Here is a 17,626-nt window from a genome sequence, read left to right on the forward strand (position 1 = left end):
TGGTATTACTATTTTTTATTCGGCGTTATACTTCTTCAACATATCCAATATCCGCAAGATAGCGGCTACGTTCATGGTAAACGAGATAGCCCCGCGACCAGTGAACGGAGGATTGCCATCGTAAATCTCGGAGATAGTCCCTATACAATGGTTGCTCATCTCTTCTTCCATACTGATCAGCATACGTTCCGCAAAGGCTACACCCGATTTGCCAAACACACGCAAGTAGGCTTCCAAATAAGCACCCAACAGCCATGGCCACGCCGTCCCTTGATGGTAGGCCAAATCACGTTCCATCTGCGGACCTGTACAATAAGGACGATACCCTTCGCTCTTCGGACTGAGTGAACGGATACCCTTCGGAGTCAAGAGCTCTTTCGTCACAATATCCAATACTGAGCGGCGTTGCATACGGGTCAGTGGCGAATAAGGAAGTGCTACGGCAAAAATCATGTTCGGGCGCACGCTCCAATCCACAAACGAACCATTTACATAGTCGAACAAATAATTGAAACCGTTCACAAACGTATTCGGGAAAGAGACTTCGATTGCTCTAATCAGATTCTCGACACGTTCGCTCGTTGCTTCGCCATTCAATTCGCGATAGAAACAGAGCGCGTTATACCAGAGCGCATTGAACTCTACAATATAACCCGAACGAGGTACCACCGGATGCCCGTTTACAGTCGAGTTCATCCACGTGATAGCTTTATCGCGGCCCCCTTCAGCATAGAGCAATCCGCTGTCCATTACTTTCATGCTCGGATGCTTCTGATTTATAATATAAGTAAGCGCTTCTTCGATGAAATCGTTATACAATTCCTTCGCCTTGTCGGCTCCTTGTTCCTTGGCATATTGCTGGATAGCCCAAATAGCCCATAAGATAATATCCGGGTGCTCTATCTCTTGGATAACGGCGTCTTTAGCTCCATCTTCAATAAATGCTCGCAGGGCAGGAAGCGCTGTAGCCATGATTTTCTCGAAGCGGACAGGGTCTCCTATCGACAACGTACATCCCGGAGCGGCAATAAACAAATCCCGTGCACGCACCTTAAACCAAGGATAACCAGCCAACAAGTATGCGTCTTGTTTCTTAGGACGGAAATAGAACTGCTGAGCTGAGTTCTTCAAGCAATTAAAGAAGCTCGAACGCGGCGTACGCGAAGCTACTTCCGTCTCATACGACGACTTCAGACGCGTCGTAGCTACTTGGCTATCGCCGGCACTAAAGATAATCGATTCGCCCTTCTTTATAGGCACTTCGAAATAGCCTGGGACAAACAAATCCTCTTTATAAGGATATCCTCTTTCTTGCTCCTTCGAATATTCAATGCCATAATACCACTTCGGGTCGGACACAAAGGTTACCTTTTTGTTAAACTGCATAAACAAGTCCGGATAGCCGGCATAAAGGCACATCTTAATACCATTCGGCACTTCCGTATAGTTCTGGTTCAGATTACCATTCGCATACGTCAGTTCCTTTACGCTCCGGAATGCCAAGAACGGACGGAAACGCAATGTCGTTTCCGAATGGGCATCTTCGAGCGTGTACTTAATCATGATTCGATTTTCAAACATCGAGAAGACCTTCTCTTTCGAGAATACGACACCACCTACGCGATAAACCGTCCGAGGCACCGTATCGCACGTGTATTCGCGGATATACTTATGTCCTTTCGGGCTGAAGTTGTTCTCGCCATACTTATGCAATCCCAGATTGAACTCCGCCCCGTGCTGAATCACCGTCTCGTCTAACGAGGATAGAAGCACATGGTTGTCATCATCCAGAGCTGGTACGGGCATTACTAACAATCCGTGATATTTACGCGTATTACAATCCACGACAGTGCTACTATGGTAGGCTCCGAGGCGGTTGGTTCTTAAAACTTCGCGCGTCAGAGATTCTCCCAGGTTCACCATTACTGTCTTATCAAATTTAAGATAGCTCATATATGATAAATTTTATTTGTTTAATCGTGTTTTCCTGTTCCGATTTATTTCAGACCAAAAGTATAGCATAATCTTTAAAAAAGCAAATCCTTTTCCAATTATTTTTTTCGCTCCATTTCATCATGCGAATCGTTTCAGTTTATAAATCAACCCATTAAAAACCATTCCTATTCATCAATTATGTTGTAAAACATATATTTTATCATCGAATTTTCTTTAAAAAATTCGCAATCATCCCTTGGTGGAATCCAAACAGCGCAAAAATCTGTTCCGATTAGGGCTGGACACGACTCCGGACCCTAACGGCGGGACGAATAAAAGGCTTGGGAGGACTCGCAAACCCTCCGCCCGCTTGCCAACGCCTTTTTCCCCGCCTCCGAAATGCTTTTTTAATCTGTTTTACCGGTGAAATCGATAAAAAACTACTTTTTCATATCATTTCATGGATAAAATATATCAATAAATAGAATTTTCATACCATTTCACCGATGAAATCATACAAAAATCATTATTTCTATATTATTTCATCCATGAAATCCATCAACAACCACCATTTTTAGTGTATTTCACCGCTGAAACAACTCAAAAAAGCATTTCCGAGGTATGCGAAAGCGCGCAAGGAAAGGCGGGATGCACCGGCGGGATACGCCTACGCACGTGATCAAGCCCGCTTCCGTCCAAAATGCCACGGAAATGCTTGTATAGATGAAAAAGAAACTGTACTTTTGTCTTTCGTAATAAAATTAGAATACTCACAAACTTTAAATGATTGATTTTGTATGGAGAACACTCGTCGCTCTTTTTTAAAGAAAGTATCTGCGGCCGGCTTAGGAGTCGCAGGGTTGGCCATGACTGGTAATGCCGGAGCTGCTACCGCCCATGTGGTAGCTCCCGAGGCTCAAGCAAAGAAGAAGCCAGCAGGCAAAGATGATGGCAAATTGCGTTTCGGATTTATCGGAACAGGCTCACGTTGCCACGAACATATTAATAATGTATTAGCGATACCGGGCAATAAAATCGTAGCTATTTGCGATATCCAGCAGGGACCGATCGACCGCACGCTGAAGCATATCTCTCAATTCGGCGTAGACGCCCCGAAAGTATACAAAGGTGGCGAACGCGAATTTGAACACATGCTCAACAACGAAGACTTTGATTGCGTCATCATCGCCAGCCCGTGGGAATGGCACGTGCCGATGTCGGTAGCAGCTATGAAAGCCGGCGTGCCATACGTAGGCGTAGAAGTATCAGCCGCCAATACATTAGAGGAATGCTGGGACTTGGTGAATGTATCGGAAGCTACCGGTAGCCACCTGAACATCATGGAAAACGTATGCTACCGCCGCGATTGCATGGCAGCTCTCAACATGGTCCGCCAAGGTTTGTTTGGCGAATTGCTGCATGGTACCTGCGGATATGAGCATGACTTGCGCGATGTAAAATTCAACGATGGTAAAAATTATACCTACCAACCGGGAAGCGGAGACCTGCGCATGGGACCGGATGCCTTTGCAGAAGCGCAATGGCGTACGAACCACTCGGTTCATCGCAACGGAGATGTATACCCCACGCACGGTATCGGTCCGGTAGCGCATTGCATGGACATCAACTGTGGCAACCGTTTCCTTTCGCTTTCGGCTATGGCTACGCAATCCAGAGGGTTGCATAAGTTTATTGTAGATAATGGAGGTGAAAACCATCCGTTGGCCAAGGTTCGCTTCAACTTGGGCGATATCGTTACATCGATGATTAAATGTGCGAACGGACAGACGATTATCGTGACGCACGATACCAACTCGCCTCGTCCTTATTCGCTCGGATTCCGCATCCAAGGGACAGAAGGCTTGTGGATGAACGACGGTGATACGGTATACGTGCAAGGACAATCCAAGCCGCACCGTTGGGACAACTCGGAAGATTGGTTTAAGAAATACGACCACAGGCTCTGGGCAGAACACGAAGCAGAAGCTGCTGAGGCAGGCCACGGCGGTATGGACTATGTGATGATGTTCGACCTCATCAACGCCATCCATAACAAGATGCCGGCTCCGATGGATTGCTACGATGCAGCCGCATGGAGTGCTATCTCGGCTCTTTCGGAAATGTCTATCGCCCGCGGAGGCGCTTTAGTCGATTTCCCGGACTTCACGCGCGGAAAATGGATCAATCGCAAGAATAACTTCGCGATTTAAGCATTGACAATTGACAATTGATTATTGACAATTAAAAATAAGAGGTGACTGCCTGTATAATTTTCAATTGTCAATTTTCAATTGTCAATTATTTATAAGGAAGGGATTTCATCGCCCGATATAATGCCGTTCATAATGGCATAGAAAGTCAGACCTGGAATGGTCTTTATCCCCAGTTTGGCAGTAATGTTTTTCCGATGCGTCAGAACCGTGTTCAGGCTGATATGCAAATGTTCTGCTATCTCTTTGTTTGTATAGCCATAGGCCACTTCACGGAGCACATTCACCTCGCGCGAGGACAACTCCTTGTTATTTTCTATCGGATTCGAACAACCATTCTCTTGCGCAAAGAATTGGGCCAATTGTTCAATAAGTGTTTCCAAGCTACTCCGCGCGGAAAGCACATTCACGGGAAAAGAAAGAGACTCCGGCTGACGCACCACGACCATCGTCTTAGCCCGGCGAGGGAGGAAATAATCCAAGTTAGCCAGGAATGAATCCGAATCCGTGAAATAATACTCCACCGAATCCGCCTGCTCTTCGCCCAATGCCTGAAAAGAAGCGCAATAGGTAATTTCAGCAAAAGAGAAATACTCCTTCAATATACTTTCTAATCCCAACGAACATAAGCGATCTGGAAGCAAAATAATCACTTGTTTGTTCTTTTTCATCTGCTTGTCTTTTCGATTAACTCCATCTCCTTGACCATCGGCTTCAAGATGCGGTTCCGGATACGGTTATGTTGCTTAATGTCTTTTTCGAGGCTGCTGATGGCAAATATCACCGCGTAGCACAAATTCTCGTTGTATGCGCCGGATAGGTGCTTGATCATGATGCGCTTCAAGTCTGCCAGGAGCGCTTCTATCGGGTCGTCGAGGGCTGGCTCGTCGGGTATCGCAAAGGGTGTGTCAGCGTCGAACGTCGGATTCTCTTCCAAGCACCGGCTCAACGCGAGGCAATAGGGGAACCATTCCTGCTCGTCTTCGTGGATGCGGCGGGTCAGTTGCTCTTCAAACGAAGCGAAGAAACGACCGATTAAGCCCAGCGTCGCATTGACAGGCGTGCTTTGCGTGATGAACGAATGCGTATGCCGCGCGATGTTGGGAAGCTGGTAGCGCAGGTAATATTGGTTGGTCTTGTCCAGGTAATCGATGATTTGCGAGACGTGGAACATCTTCAGTCTCCGTTCGGGGAAATACTCTTCGTTCAAGAAGGCATTGAGGATAATAAGCACAAAATCGGTATCCAAGCCATGCTCCTCGCACACTTCGCGCACCGACTTGTCTTGCAATCCCAATCGGATGCCCAGCCGGTTCAAAACAGGAATGAGCGAGGTATGTCCCTCGACCACCCCGCTCATTGTCATATTCGGATGTATTAAAGCCATCGCTTACGCCTCTTCCCATTGTTTACGGATGAGGTTGAGCGCGTTCACGACCGCTTGTTTCCGGTCTTCGCTCTGGCATCCGCACTCGAAACTGATGTACTTCTGGTAGCCTATCGCCTTCAAGCCCTTGAAGCCATCTACGAAATTATCTGCCTCGCCGTCTTCGCCCGGCATGCTGCGACGCTTCAGGCTAGCGATATGCACGTGCTGAAGGTATTCGCCCGCCGAGATGAACGCCGCCATGTCCGACGTTTCCTCCCACGACATGTGCCAGAAGTCGCCCATGCAACGGACGCCCGGGTTGTTGATGTCGCGGCAAAGAGATGCCGCGTCGGCCACCTGTCGCAGATAAAACGCCTCCTTGCGATTCAGCGGTTCGAAGATGACGGTCGTCCCGTGTTCGTGGGCGAAGTTGCCCAGCTCCGTGAACTGCTCACAGAGGAAATCGCGCGTCTCTTGCGTATGCGGCATACAGGGTTTCTGCCCGTTGAAGGCCGGGACGATGATTACACCCACCGAGCCCAGTTCGCCCGCCGCCGCCAGGATTTCCTTCATCGTATCCATGCACTCTCGACGCGTTTCCGGCTTCTCCGAAAGGATAAAACCTTTGAAACCGGCGCATATCGCACTGATTTTCACGTTCCGCCCGTTCAGTGCCTGCTGGAACTCATTTACGCGCTTCGCCAGGTCTCCGCCGCCCGGTTCCAACCCTACGACGCCGTTTTGCTCCATGAAATCCAGCTTTTCCGCCAAGCTTTCACCCGGAGCCACGCCCTCTTGCAGCGAAATCTTCAGTTGCGCCGCCGGATTATAAGCAATTCCCGCAGATGCTGCCGGAACTGTTTCCGCCGGTTGCGTTTTGCCCGTACAAGCCGTCAGCACGCCACCTCCAGCCGTCAATGCCGCGCCTGCCAACGTTGTCTTCAAAAAATTTCTTCTATTCAGTATCATTGTTTTTCTATTTATTCTTAATACTTTACATTTTCTTTGCCCGACATCATGAGCCGGGAAATTTCTACCCAGATTTTTCTTCCCTACCACGTAGAGAGCAAATTTCTGCCCAGATTTTTCTTCCCTACAGCGTAGGGAGCAAATTTCTGCCCGGATTTTTCTTCCCTACCACGTAGGGATTACTTCTTCTCAACGGGCGTGCCCGGAACCGGGACGGTAAATCCGCTCATGTCCATCTTGCCCAGATTCAAATCCTTCGGCGTGTAATCGAGCGCGGCTGCCGTCATCGCGTCCCACGTCGTTTCAGCACCCGTGTAGGCCGACTCGCGTCCCATGATAGCCGCCATGTTCGACACGGCCGTCTCCGAAGCCTGCTCAATGACCTTACCCGCACGGATGCAGTTAATCCAGTTCACATGCTCCAAGGTGTAGGGATCGGTCTGCTTGTAGGTATTCTTTTCGGCTTCGAAATCATATTTCCAGACGACGTTGCCCGCCAGGTCCTTAATCTCCATCGTCGAACTGTCCCACGAGCCGCGCGTTCCCTGAATAAACTCGCTGACATTGTTGGCGCAACCATCAATCTGGCGACACATGCTATGCAGGTGGACGCCGTTCTCCATCGTGAAGTCGATGCTGAAATTATCGTACTGATCGCCCGTCAAGCGGCGTTGGCGCGAACCGAACCCGACAGCCTTCGCCGGCTTCAAACCACTGAACCACGTGAACACGTCGATGTTATGCACATGCTGCTCGACGATGTGGTCGCCCGACAGCCATTTCCAGTTGACCCAATCCTTAATCATCCATTCGCAATCGCTCCAGCCGGCCTGACGCTCGCGGTACCACAACATGCTCTGGTTCCAATAAACCGCACCACCCGTGATTTCGCCAATCGCGCCTTCCATTATCTTCTTATACGACTCGACGTAACTGCGCTGGTGATGACGCTGCGTGCCCGTCACGACGCACAAGTTCTTGGCCGCCGCCTGCTTTGCCGTCGCCATGATGGTACGATACCCGACAGCATCCACGCAGATAGGTTTCTCCAAGAAACAATGTTTGTTCTTCTCGACCGCATATTTGAAATGCTCTGGACGGAAAAACGGGGGAGTCGCCACGATGACCACGTCCACGCCGCTGTCGATGACCTGCTTGTAAGCATCCAATCCCACGAAACGCCGTTCGGCCGGGATGTCAATGTTCTTTTCCTTCTTCAATTTATCCGCCAGCTCGTCGACGCGCTCCTGGAACGTATCGCCTAAGGCCGTAATCGTCACACCGTTCGCCGCCGCGAGGAAATTGAATGCCGCGCCCGAACCGCGTCCGCCGCAACCAATCACACCCGCCTTCAGCTCTTTGCCGTCTGTTGCCATATCCGGCAGTTCAGGAATGTAATACGACCCCGGTTCCCGAAGCGGCTTCACGGCGCTTTCCGCGCTGCCACCATTTCCACCACACGAAGTCAATATCGAGGCAGCGCTACCGCCACCTACTGCACTCAAAGCCCCGGCCATGGCCGTGCTCTTCAAAAATGAACGTCTGCTTATTCCATTCTTTTTCATATCTAATCTCTTTAAGTCTGCAATTATTTGTCATATTCACATACTACGCGGAAACCAATCCCCTTCACGTCCGAATACCACCAGATACTCTTCGGCTGCTGCGGGTCAGTCTTCAGCCAAGCCTCATGCTGGGTATGGGAGCGGGCCGCGCAACGGACATCCGCCGCATCGGAATCATAAAAACCTCCGCGCACTACCCATTCTTCACCTGTTGTGCAAATCGGGTCGATAACATCTCCGTCTGTCCCATATCCTTCCGGATTATATTTATCCGCACAATACTCCATGACGTTTCCCAACATATTCTTCAATCCGAACGGATTCGCTTTCACCGCCGAAGGTTCCTGCGTCCTTCCTCCGCTGTTCTTTGCATAAATCACATAAGAAGAAATGCTATCCGTCTCCGCATCGAAGAACTTACGCCAGAAACCCTGGTCGGAGAAGTCTTTCGGATTGCCAGCAAAGAAATAGGGCGTCTCGCTTCCTCCTCGCGCGGCATATTCCCATTCAGCCTCGGTCGGGAGGCGATATTTCTTGCCTGTCTTCTTCGACAACCACTGGCAGAAGGTCTCGGCGGCGTAATGCGTCATGGTGATGGCCGGCCGCTCGCCACTTCCCCACCCTTGGTCCGGGAAACCGAACGGAGGCGTAGGTCCGGAAATAGCATCCACCTCCGGATTGCTGTTGTTGGCGTAAACTACCTCCGGCGGTGTGCGCCCTTCGCTCATCGTCTGCGAGAAGAAAGCCCAATACTGATCCCAGGTAACCTCTACCTCGGCCATAAAGAAAGGCGATATCGTCACGTTCCGCACAGGCGATTCATCCGGCTGATGAAAGGGTTCGCTGGCCGGACTTCCCATCTGGAAGGTACCGCCTGGGATAGCCACCATATTAAAAGAAACCATCGTGCCCGGAATCTGTTCCCGGAAATTCGCGAAGGAGGTAATCGGAGTAGATGTTTTATAATAAAGACTGGTATCGACCACAGCATTGGCCCGTTGGTTCGGTATGCCCGCCATGCGCGAATGGGCGTAATTGGGATTGTAATGCCCGGCGTCGAGGTGGCAGCTGATACACTGGAGATCCAGTTTCTTTTCGTTCTCTTCATAATAGAGGTGGGCAGTGATGCCATCGTCTGTAATACCCTCGGGGAAAAGGTTCTGATGACAGTCCAGGCAAGATTCGTTCGGGATGTACGTCACGGCCTGTTCCAATTCTGACTTCTGGTCCCAATGGAAATCCGCGCTATCTTTCACTAAATATCCCCATACATCTTTCAGTCCTAACTTCAGCTTGGCGGAATAGTGCGCCCATGTATCGGACTGGGGAGGAAGATGGCAAGCCACGCAATGCGTCGTAACACCACTCCCATTATTGACATGCTTCGAAAGTTTCCAACTATCCTGTACGTGCGGATGGACATGGCACATCATACAAGACTCGTCTGTCGAGAAATAGACAGACGTCTTATAAGCCCCTCCTACGATACCGGCTCCTATCACCAAGCCAACCAGCAACCAGAAGGACTTCTTTTGGTAAAAATGCTGCTTCTTTTCTGAGTACGAATGATAACTCATCTCTAATCCGTATTAATATGGTATTTTGTTAAGTCTTAAATCGCGGTAAAAGTACTACTTTCTGGTAAAGGAAAACTATATTATGGGAAATTTAACACATCGACTAACTTTTGCAACTGGATTCCTACGGGATGAGGTTTCGGACAATGACCGAAAGTTTACCATGATAAATAAATCCACCTCGAAACTTACAATGGCGACAGTTCGCTGGTAGTAGAATATCCGGAGTTAATTACCGCGGGGTAATTGATAAATAGAAGGGGTGGTTGCTAATAGGAAAACCCAAGCGACCGCCCCTTTTCATTATTCATTTTTTAATTGTCAATTGCCCATTAAAGCTGGTGCTGTATAGGCTTGATCACGAATGTAAACGTATAATCCTGGTACGGCAACTGATATTGTTCCAACGGCAACGTACCCCAACTATTGACGCACCCTAAACCGGACTGTACCTTGTCGATGCACATATTCACATAATCGGTTTGCGGGACTAACTCCGAATGGCGCTGGTCTTTCTCCCAGCCGTCGTCCAACGATTCAAGCGTATAATGCAAAGCGCTTGCCGAGAAAGGTTCAGCTCCTACGAACTGGACACCATTCCCCCCTCGATTCGTTTGATTCCACCACCGGATATCTGTCTTTGTACCGGTCTCTTGCGGACGGATATACGAATAGAACTGTTCATCTACCGTCTGTTTGTATTGCCCGATAAACGCCGAATGGTTACGGTCTGCATAGTTCTCGACCGGACCACGCCCGTAGTATCGGATATAAGACATATCCTTATTCAATTCTGCACGCATACCAAAACGGAACATATTCGATACTTTGGCATTCTTATCAGCCGTCATGCTTTGCGTTACCTCTATGGCACCCTCCTTATTGATGCGGTAAGTCAATGCCAACTTAGCCGATACTTCCGGCATATCATACAGCGCTTTCACCACAACCAGTTTATTTTCAGTCGTATGCTCTAAACTCTTCAGTTCCAATTTCGGATTCTTCCAAACGACATATTTCTGCTGTAACCCGGCACCCATGTCATTATCCGTCGGAGCACGCCAGAAGTTCGGCCTCAACTGAGCGCCCTCCTCCAAGATAGACATGCCATTCACTTCATACAAGCTCAGGAGCCCATTCCGACGTTCGAAGTCGATATGGAAATTTTCTCCTTTCACAATCAGGTAGAACTGGTCATTATCCTCCACGACGGGTTGCGGCGTTTCGTCATGAGCAATCACAGGTTCGGTCAATAGATTCTCCGGCGCCTTATAATCGCGTATAGCCAATTGCTGTTTAGCCACCGTATGTCCTGCCGGAAGCAACATTTCTCCGTTCTTCAATTTAAATTCGATATTCAGCAAGACCTCCTTACCAGGGCAAATACCTTCCAACGAATAAGGTATCTTTTGATTAACAGTCTGTTGCGGATCCACCTTCAAATCAGTCAGCAACCCTGATTGAACCGCTTCTCCTTCTACCATCAACTTCCATTCGGCATAATACCCGCTCAAATCACGGAAGAAATTCTCATTATAAATGCTAATTTCCCCCTTTTGCATATCGACCGGATTGACCCAAATATTCTGATAGAAATAAGCAACCTCGTATGCATGAGGATTTGGCACGCGGTCCGGACTAATCAACCCGTTATTATTGAAATTATTATCCGACGCATCGTAGGGATTGAAATCACCTCCATAGCCATAGAACTCCCGGCCATCTTTCGTATGCCAACGCACGGCTTGATCCACAAAATCCCAGATGAAACCACCTTGGAATTTCGGATATTTACGCACCAAATCCCAATATTCTTTGAAGCCACCTTGCGAATTTCCCATGGCATGAGCATATTCACACTGAATCAAAGGCTTATCAATATCACCCTTGGCATATTCCTCGCAATCCTCATAATTTTCATACATGGGGCAATAAATATCCGTAAACTCATTCGTGCCCGCCTGTTCATATTGGACAGGACGCGACTTGTCTTCTGCCTTAATCCATTTATAACATGCCTCGAAGTTAGGACCAAATCCCGCTTCATTCCCCAAAGACCAGAAAATGATAGAAGGATGGTTGTAACTACGCTGCACATTACGTTGATTCCGCTCTAAATGAGCCTTGGCATAAAGAGGATTCTTAGCCAATGTCTTTTCGCCATATCCCATTCCGTGCGATTCAACATTAGCCTCTGCTACCATATACAATCCATATTCGTCGCACAAATCATACCACAAATTGTTATCCGGATAATGGCATGTACGGACTGCATTGATATTAAGTTCCTTCATTCGTTTGATATCCTGAATCATCCGCTCTTTAGACACAACATAACCACCATCCGGATCCATTTCATGACGATTAGCTCCTTTAAAGAGAACCGGTTGCCCATTCACCAAAACCTGTCCGTTCTTGAGTTCAATCTTACGGAAACCTACCTTCTGGGTGAGGGATTCAATGACCTGGCCATTCTTTTCCAAATTCACTACCAATGTATAAAGGTTGGGAGTTTCCGCACTCCATTTCAAAGGATTACCGACACTCATCGTGGTAGTACCCGACCCTTTTATCTGAGCTGTAGCCACCTCTTTCCCTGCCTTATCGAGCAATTTCATCGCGGCTGTTCCTTTGCCTTCCATTTGAATAGCTATCTGCAAAGTACCATCTTTGTATTGGGCATCCAAATCGGGCGTAAGACGAATGTCTTGGATATAATCTGTATGGCGGGCATATAAATAGCAATCGCGCCCTACCCCAGAATAGCGGAAGAAATCTTGGTCTTCCAAATAGGTACCATCACACCAACGGAACACTTGGAAAGCGATTAGATTCTTACCCGGACGGAGGTATTTCGTCAAATCAAATTCAGCCTCCAACTTGCTATCTTCACTATAACCCACGAACTTACCATTCACGTAAAGATACATGTTCGATGTCACCGAGCCAAAATGAGCAAAAATCTTACGTCCTTTCCAATCGGCTGGAATCTCAATCTCCTTCCGATAAGTCCCCACATGGTTGTTCACGGTCGGCACATAAGGCGGATTATTCTTATATTGGCTTCTCCAAGGGAAGCCGACATTCACGTAAATCGGGTCGCCATAGCCATTTATCTCCCAAATGCCTGGTACCTGCATATCGTCCCAACCTCGGTCATTAAAATCCATACGGTAAAAATCCGTCGGACGCTGGTCGGCATCTTTCACCCAATTAAACTTCCACGTTCCATTAAGAGTCAAGTAATTATCCGAAGCTAAACGACACCCCTTCATCGCAGCTTCTTCCGTTTCGAATGCAAAATAATGGGTGTGCATCGGAGCACGGTTGATGGCATTCACATTTGCGTCTTGCCATTCGTTCTGTTGTGCAAAAGCCGTCAAACCGGCCAAAGCAAGGGTACAAACTAATACTTTTCGTTTCATGATATTATATAGTTATAAATCCTTGATAATACAGTTATAAAATCGGACAAATATAGGTATATTTTCTGGGACAATCAACTGTTCAAATCCAAAAAGTCCATAAAAAAAGGATACACCTTTGCGGCATATCCTTTTCCTTCATTATTTAATCTCTTGATTTTATTCGCGTTTACCCAACTTATGGTCGATGATACCATAGTGATGATCACCATAATTTTTCAAATCATCCAAGATACCTTTTGCCGTTGCTTCTTCTTCTACTTGTTCACGAACAAAGTCGAACAAGAAAGCACGAGCTGCATGGTCTTTATCTTCTTCGGCAATATTCAACATATTATCAATCAATTCAGAAACATGTTTCTCATGATTATATACATGTTCAAATACTTCTACAGGAGAACCCCATGCCGTCGGAACCACATTTACCTGTCCAATAGCAATATCACCACCTCGTTCGATAGTGAAATTAATCATCTTACGGGCATGGTCTAATTCCTCTTGAGCTTGCTTTTCCATCCAGCTGGCAAAACCATTCAAAGCCTCCTTTTTGAAATAAACAGCCATCGAAAGATATAAATTAGCCGACCACATTTCGGCATTTACCTGTGCGTTGAACGCTTCTGATAATTTAGTACTTAATGTCATAATTCTTTTCCTTTTTAAAATTCATCATTTCTGCCTATGTCCTTACAAAAACTAAGCCAAACCCAGACGAAAGTCAGACTTATTTTCGATAATCCGCCAATTCGTCAGCTTGGAACTTACGTATGAAGTTGAAGTGCTTCTCTACTTCCGCTTCGGCATAGTTCACATAGACATGAGCTGACTTAGAGAATAACTCCGGTGCCCTTGTCGCATCCTGAATCAGGAGATGAGACATAATGTTAACGGCTGCCATCTCCATCAAACGGCGTGCTACGAAGTCTTGTAGCTCTTGATTTTGAGCAGCTTTAACTGCATTAGTACAAGCTTCAAACTTACGTGTCATCTCTTTCACGCGCTCCATCAAACCTCCCATTTCCGGTGAGCAAGGAATCAATTCATAATCATGCAACGTAGATGCATAAGCACCATTCGTAACATAACGGATAGCCGCAACCGTCTGAAGCTGAGTCGTTCCCTCATAAATACTGGTAATACGCGCATCCCGATAAATACGCTGGCAAGCATACTCCATCATGAAACCCGAACCGCCATGTACCTGAATGCAATCATACGCATTCTGGTTAGCATATTCCGAATTCATACCTTTAGCCAAGGGGGTGAAGCTATCTGCCAATTTAGCATACATCTTTTGCTCCTTACGCTCTTCAGGTGTCAGTTTACGTTCACGTGCGATGTCATCCAACGCTTTATAAATATCCACATAGCGAGCAGTCTGATAAAGCAATGCACGACCAGCATCCAACTTTGCCTTGATAGATGCCAACATGTCATATACAGCTGGAAATTCGATAATCGCCTTACCGAATTGTTTACGTTCTTTGGCATATGCAAAGGCTTCATTGTATGCAGCCTGACTTAATCCAACCGACTGAGCAGCAATACCCAAACGAGCGCCATTCATCAATGCCATGACATATTTAATCAATCCCAACTTACGTTCGCCACATAATTCAGCCTTGGCATTCTTATAAACCAGCTCGCAGGTAGGCGAACCGTGAATACCCAATTTATTCTCGATGCGACGGACATTCACACCACCGTCACGTTTATCATAAATGAACATCGAAAGACCGCGACCATCATGCGTACCCTCTTCCGAACGAGCCAACACCAGATGTAAATCGGCATCACCATTCGTAATGAAGCGCTTTACGCCATTCAAACGCCAGCAATTGTTGGCTTCATCATAAGTGGCCTTCAACATAACGCTCTGGAGGTCTGAACCAGCATCCGGCTCAGTTAAGTCCATTGACATCGTCTCTCCGGCACAAATACGCGGGATGAAACGGCTATGTTGGTCCTCGTTACCAAATTCATACAGCGTCTCAATGCAATCTTGCAAAGACCAAATATTACCAAACCCGGCATCTGCAGCAGCCACGATTTCGGCACACATCGTATAAGGTGTAATTGGAAAGTTCAATCCTCCGAAACGGCGCGGCATTGTCATGCCATTCAATCCTGCCTTCACCATCGTATCGAGATTCTGCTTCGTTCCGGAAGCATACTCAACTCGTCCGTTCGCGCAATGCGGACCCTCTTCATCCACGCTTTCCGCATTAGCCGCAATCACATCGGCCGTAATCTCTCCAGTTATTTCCAACACTTTATCATACGAGTCCATGGCGTCGGCATAATCTTGCGGCGCATAATCGAACTCCTCTTTATCTCGGTACCCACGCTCTTTCAGTTCGCAGATACGTTCCATCATCGGGTTATTCAAGTGATACTTGAGTTCCGGTACGTCTGTATAGTAATTACTCATCTTATTTGCTATTCTTCTTATAATATTTAATCATCTTCGGAATCACTTCCTCTACCGTCCCATTGATTACATAATCGGCAATCGTATTGATAGGAGCATTCGGGTCGTTATTTACCGAAATTATAATACCGGCGTCTTGCATACCGGCGATATGTTGGATTTGTCCGGAGATACCGCAAGCGATATAAAGTTTCGGACGAACCGTCACGCCTGTTTGTCCGATTTGGCGGTCATGTTCACAGAACCCGGCATCCACGGCGGCACGGCTGGCACCTACTTCAGCGTGAAGTTCCTTGGCTAATTCAAAGAGCATATCGAAACCCTCTTTCGAGCCCATGCCGTAACCTCCGGCTATCACGATAGGCGCGCCCTTCAAGTTATGTTTTGCCTTTTCTACATGGCGGTCGATTACCTTTACTACATAATCCGTTTCAGGAACATACTTGGCTACATCATGTCGAACGACTTCCCCTTGGTAGTTGGCATCAAGGATTTCTTTTTTCATGACACCTTCACGCACGGTAGCCATCTGCGGGCGATGTTCCGGGTTGATAATCGTAGCGACAATATTTCCTCCGAAGGCAGGGCGGATTTGATAAAGCAGATTCTCGTAGGTCTTGCCGACCTTCTTGTCTTCATGCGAGCCGATTTCCAGCGAAGTACAATCAGCCGTTAATCCACTGGTCAAAGCTGAAGATACACGCGGACCCAAGTCGCGCCCAATCACCGTGGCACCCATCAGGCAAATCTGCGGCTTCTCCTCTTTGAAGAGGTTAATCAATATCGAAGCATGGGGTAAAGTCGTATAGGGGAACAGTCCCGGCGCATCAAAAACGTGCACCTTATCCACACCGTACGGCAATACCTGTGTTTCTACGCCTTCCAATCCGCTCCCTGCCACGATGGCTTCCAGTTGGCATCCCAATTCGTTTGCCAATTTCCGTCCTTTCGTCAGGAGTTCCAAACTTACATCGGCTACGGTCGTGCCTTCCAGTTCGCAATATACAAATACGTTGTTCATGTTTCCTCCTTGTTTTATCCAATCGTATGATTAGCCAATAGTTCGACAATCAAGTTTTCTACATCCGCGTCCGAACCCGTCAGTGTTTTGCTTTCTTTGGTTTGGAACACAATATTCTGGATGGCCTTCACCTTCGTAGGCGAACCACTGAGGCCGCATTGCTGCACATCACCATCCACATCTTTCACGCTCCATTCTTGGATATTCAGGTAGGGGCGCTTCTCGTATAGCTCGGCATAGGGCAGTTCGGCCGGACGTTCCTGCTGTCCCAGGGCGCGTTTGTATTTCTGCACCCATTTTGCATTACGCGGACGGCAAGGAGCTGCCGAGCCATTCACTGTGATGACGATAGGCAACGGTCCTTCCACCGTCTCCACACCGCCTTCGATATGTCGCTTCACTGTGATTTTCTGCTGGGCTTCATCTACTTGCAAGATTTCTTCGGCATATGTGATTTGCGCCAGGCCCAACTTCTCGGCCACTTGCGGACCCACTTGCGCCGTATCGCCATCGATAGCTTGACGTCCGCCGATGATGATATCATACGCTCCGATTTTCCGGATAGCCGTAGCCAACGCATACGAGGTTGCCAGCGTGTCGGCGCCGGCAAAGGCGCGGTCTGTCAGGAGGTAACCGCCGTCTGCCCCGCGATATAACCCTTCGCGGATGATTTCGGCCGCGCGGCCCGGTCCCATCGTTAATAATGTAACTGTCGATCCCGGATGGGTATCTTTCAGGCGCAAAGCCTGTTCCAACGCATTCAGGTCTTCCGGATTGAAGATGGCAGGAAGCGCGGCTCGGTTAATCGTCCCGTCCTCCTTCATCGCGTCTTTTCCCACGTTCCGCGTATCCGGAACCTGCTTCGCCAATACAATAATTCTTAAACTCATCTTTATCGGATTTATTTCTAATTTTCTTACGCTTGCAAAAGTAGTTATTAAATGGAAATATACCAGCAAAGAGGGCGAAAAAATCGCAAAAGAAAAACCATTCTCCTCCTCCCAAAACTTAGAAACGCCCGACACAAAACCCGAAACATCCGACCTAATCTCTATCTTTAGGCTAAAGATACATATCTTTAAGTTGCAGATACGTATCTTTAGGCTGCATATATATATCTTTAG

General features: G+C 47.7%; 12 protein-coding genes. 1 reads left to right on the top strand and 11 read right to left on the bottom strand.

Annotation, left to right across the window (positions count from 1 at the left end; translation table 11 throughout):
* Window positions 1-15: 15 nt before the first annotated feature.
* Entirely contained in the window at window positions 16-1,953 is a 1,938-nt protein-coding gene (locus B5F77_RS04180) for a glycogen debranching enzyme N-terminal domain-containing protein (protein ID WP_087328092.1), read from the bottom strand.
* 779 nt (window positions 1,954-2,732) lie between these two features.
* Between B5F77_RS04180 and B5F77_RS04185 the strand changes: the two genes are divergently transcribed.
* Window positions 2,733-4,145, top strand: coding sequence for a Gfo/Idh/MocA family oxidoreductase (locus B5F77_RS04185; protein WP_087328095.1), 1,413 nt, complete (start codon window positions 2,733-2,735; stop codon window positions 4,143-4,145).
* Between the two features lie 92 nt (window positions 4,146-4,237).
* On the opposite strand, the gene B5F77_RS04190 is transcribed toward B5F77_RS04185, so the two are convergent.
* The 10 genes from B5F77_RS04190 to B5F77_RS04235 form a co-directional block, all read right to left on the bottom strand.
* Complete coding sequence (locus B5F77_RS04190; RefSeq protein WP_087328098.1) at window positions 4,238-4,816, bottom strand: LuxR family transcriptional regulator; 579 nt, start codon at window positions 4,814-4,816, stop codon at window positions 4,238-4,240.
* Window positions 4,813-5,511, bottom strand: a complete 699-nt coding sequence (locus B5F77_RS04195; RefSeq protein ID WP_087328101.1) for a helix-turn-helix transcriptional regulator — start codon at window positions 5,509-5,511, stop codon at window positions 4,813-4,815. The genes B5F77_RS04190 and B5F77_RS04195 overlap by 4 nt, the downstream gene beginning before the upstream one ends.
* A gap of 24 nt (window positions 5,512-5,535) precedes the next feature.
* On the bottom strand, window positions 5,536-6,483 hold the full coding sequence (locus B5F77_RS04200; RefSeq protein ID WP_087328104.1) for a sugar phosphate isomerase/epimerase: 948 nt from the start codon (window positions 6,481-6,483) through the stop codon (window positions 5,536-5,538).
* A gap of 179 nt (window positions 6,484-6,662) precedes the next feature.
* The gene (locus B5F77_RS04205) at window positions 6,663-8,048 is read right to left on the bottom strand and encodes a Gfo/Idh/MocA family oxidoreductase (protein WP_087328108.1); all 1,386 of its coding nucleotides are present in this window, start codon (window positions 8,046-8,048) and stop codon (window positions 6,663-6,665) included.
* 23 nt (window positions 8,049-8,071) lie between these two features.
* The gene (locus tag B5F77_RS04210) at window positions 8,072-9,625 is read right to left on the bottom strand and encodes an SUMF1/EgtB/PvdO family nonheme iron enzyme (RefSeq protein ID WP_087328111.1); all 1,554 of its coding nucleotides are present in this window, start codon (window positions 9,623-9,625) and stop codon (window positions 8,072-8,074) included.
* Window positions 9,626-9,957: 332 nt separating this feature from the next.
* Window positions 9,958-13,050 carry a glycoside hydrolase family 2 TIM barrel-domain containing protein gene (locus tag B5F77_RS04215; RefSeq protein WP_087328115.1) on the bottom strand — a complete coding sequence of 1,031 codons (3,093 nt, stop codon included), beginning with the start codon at window positions 13,048-13,050 and terminating at the stop codon, window positions 9,958-9,960.
* A gap of 159 nt (window positions 13,051-13,209) precedes the next feature.
* A complete protein-coding gene (locus tag B5F77_RS04220) occupies window positions 13,210-13,695 on the bottom strand; it encodes a ferritin (RefSeq protein ID WP_087328120.1) in 486 nt (161 codons plus the stop codon).
* A gap of 79 nt (window positions 13,696-13,774) precedes the next feature.
* On the bottom strand, window positions 13,775-15,481 hold the full coding sequence (locus B5F77_RS04225; RefSeq protein ID WP_087328124.1) for an acyl-CoA dehydrogenase family protein: 1,707 nt from the start codon (window positions 15,479-15,481) through the stop codon (window positions 13,775-13,777).
* A gap of 1 nt (window position 15,482) precedes the next feature.
* Window positions 15,483-16,502 carry an electron transfer flavoprotein subunit alpha/FixB family protein gene (locus tag B5F77_RS04230; protein WP_087328127.1) on the bottom strand — a complete coding sequence of 340 codons (1,020 nt, stop codon included), beginning with the start codon at window positions 16,500-16,502 and terminating at the stop codon, window positions 15,483-15,485.
* Window positions 16,503-16,516: 14 nt separating this feature from the next.
* The gene (locus B5F77_RS04235) at window positions 16,517-17,392 is read right to left on the bottom strand and encodes an electron transfer flavoprotein subunit beta/FixA family protein (protein ID WP_087328130.1); all 876 of its coding nucleotides are present in this window, start codon (window positions 17,390-17,392) and stop codon (window positions 16,517-16,519) included.
* Between the last annotated feature and the right edge of the window lie 234 nt (window positions 17,393-17,626).

This window comes from Parabacteroides sp. An277 (genome assembly GCF_002159645.1).
Taxonomy (GTDB): Bacteria; Bacteroidota; Bacteroidia; order Bacteroidales; family Tannerellaceae; genus Parabacteroides.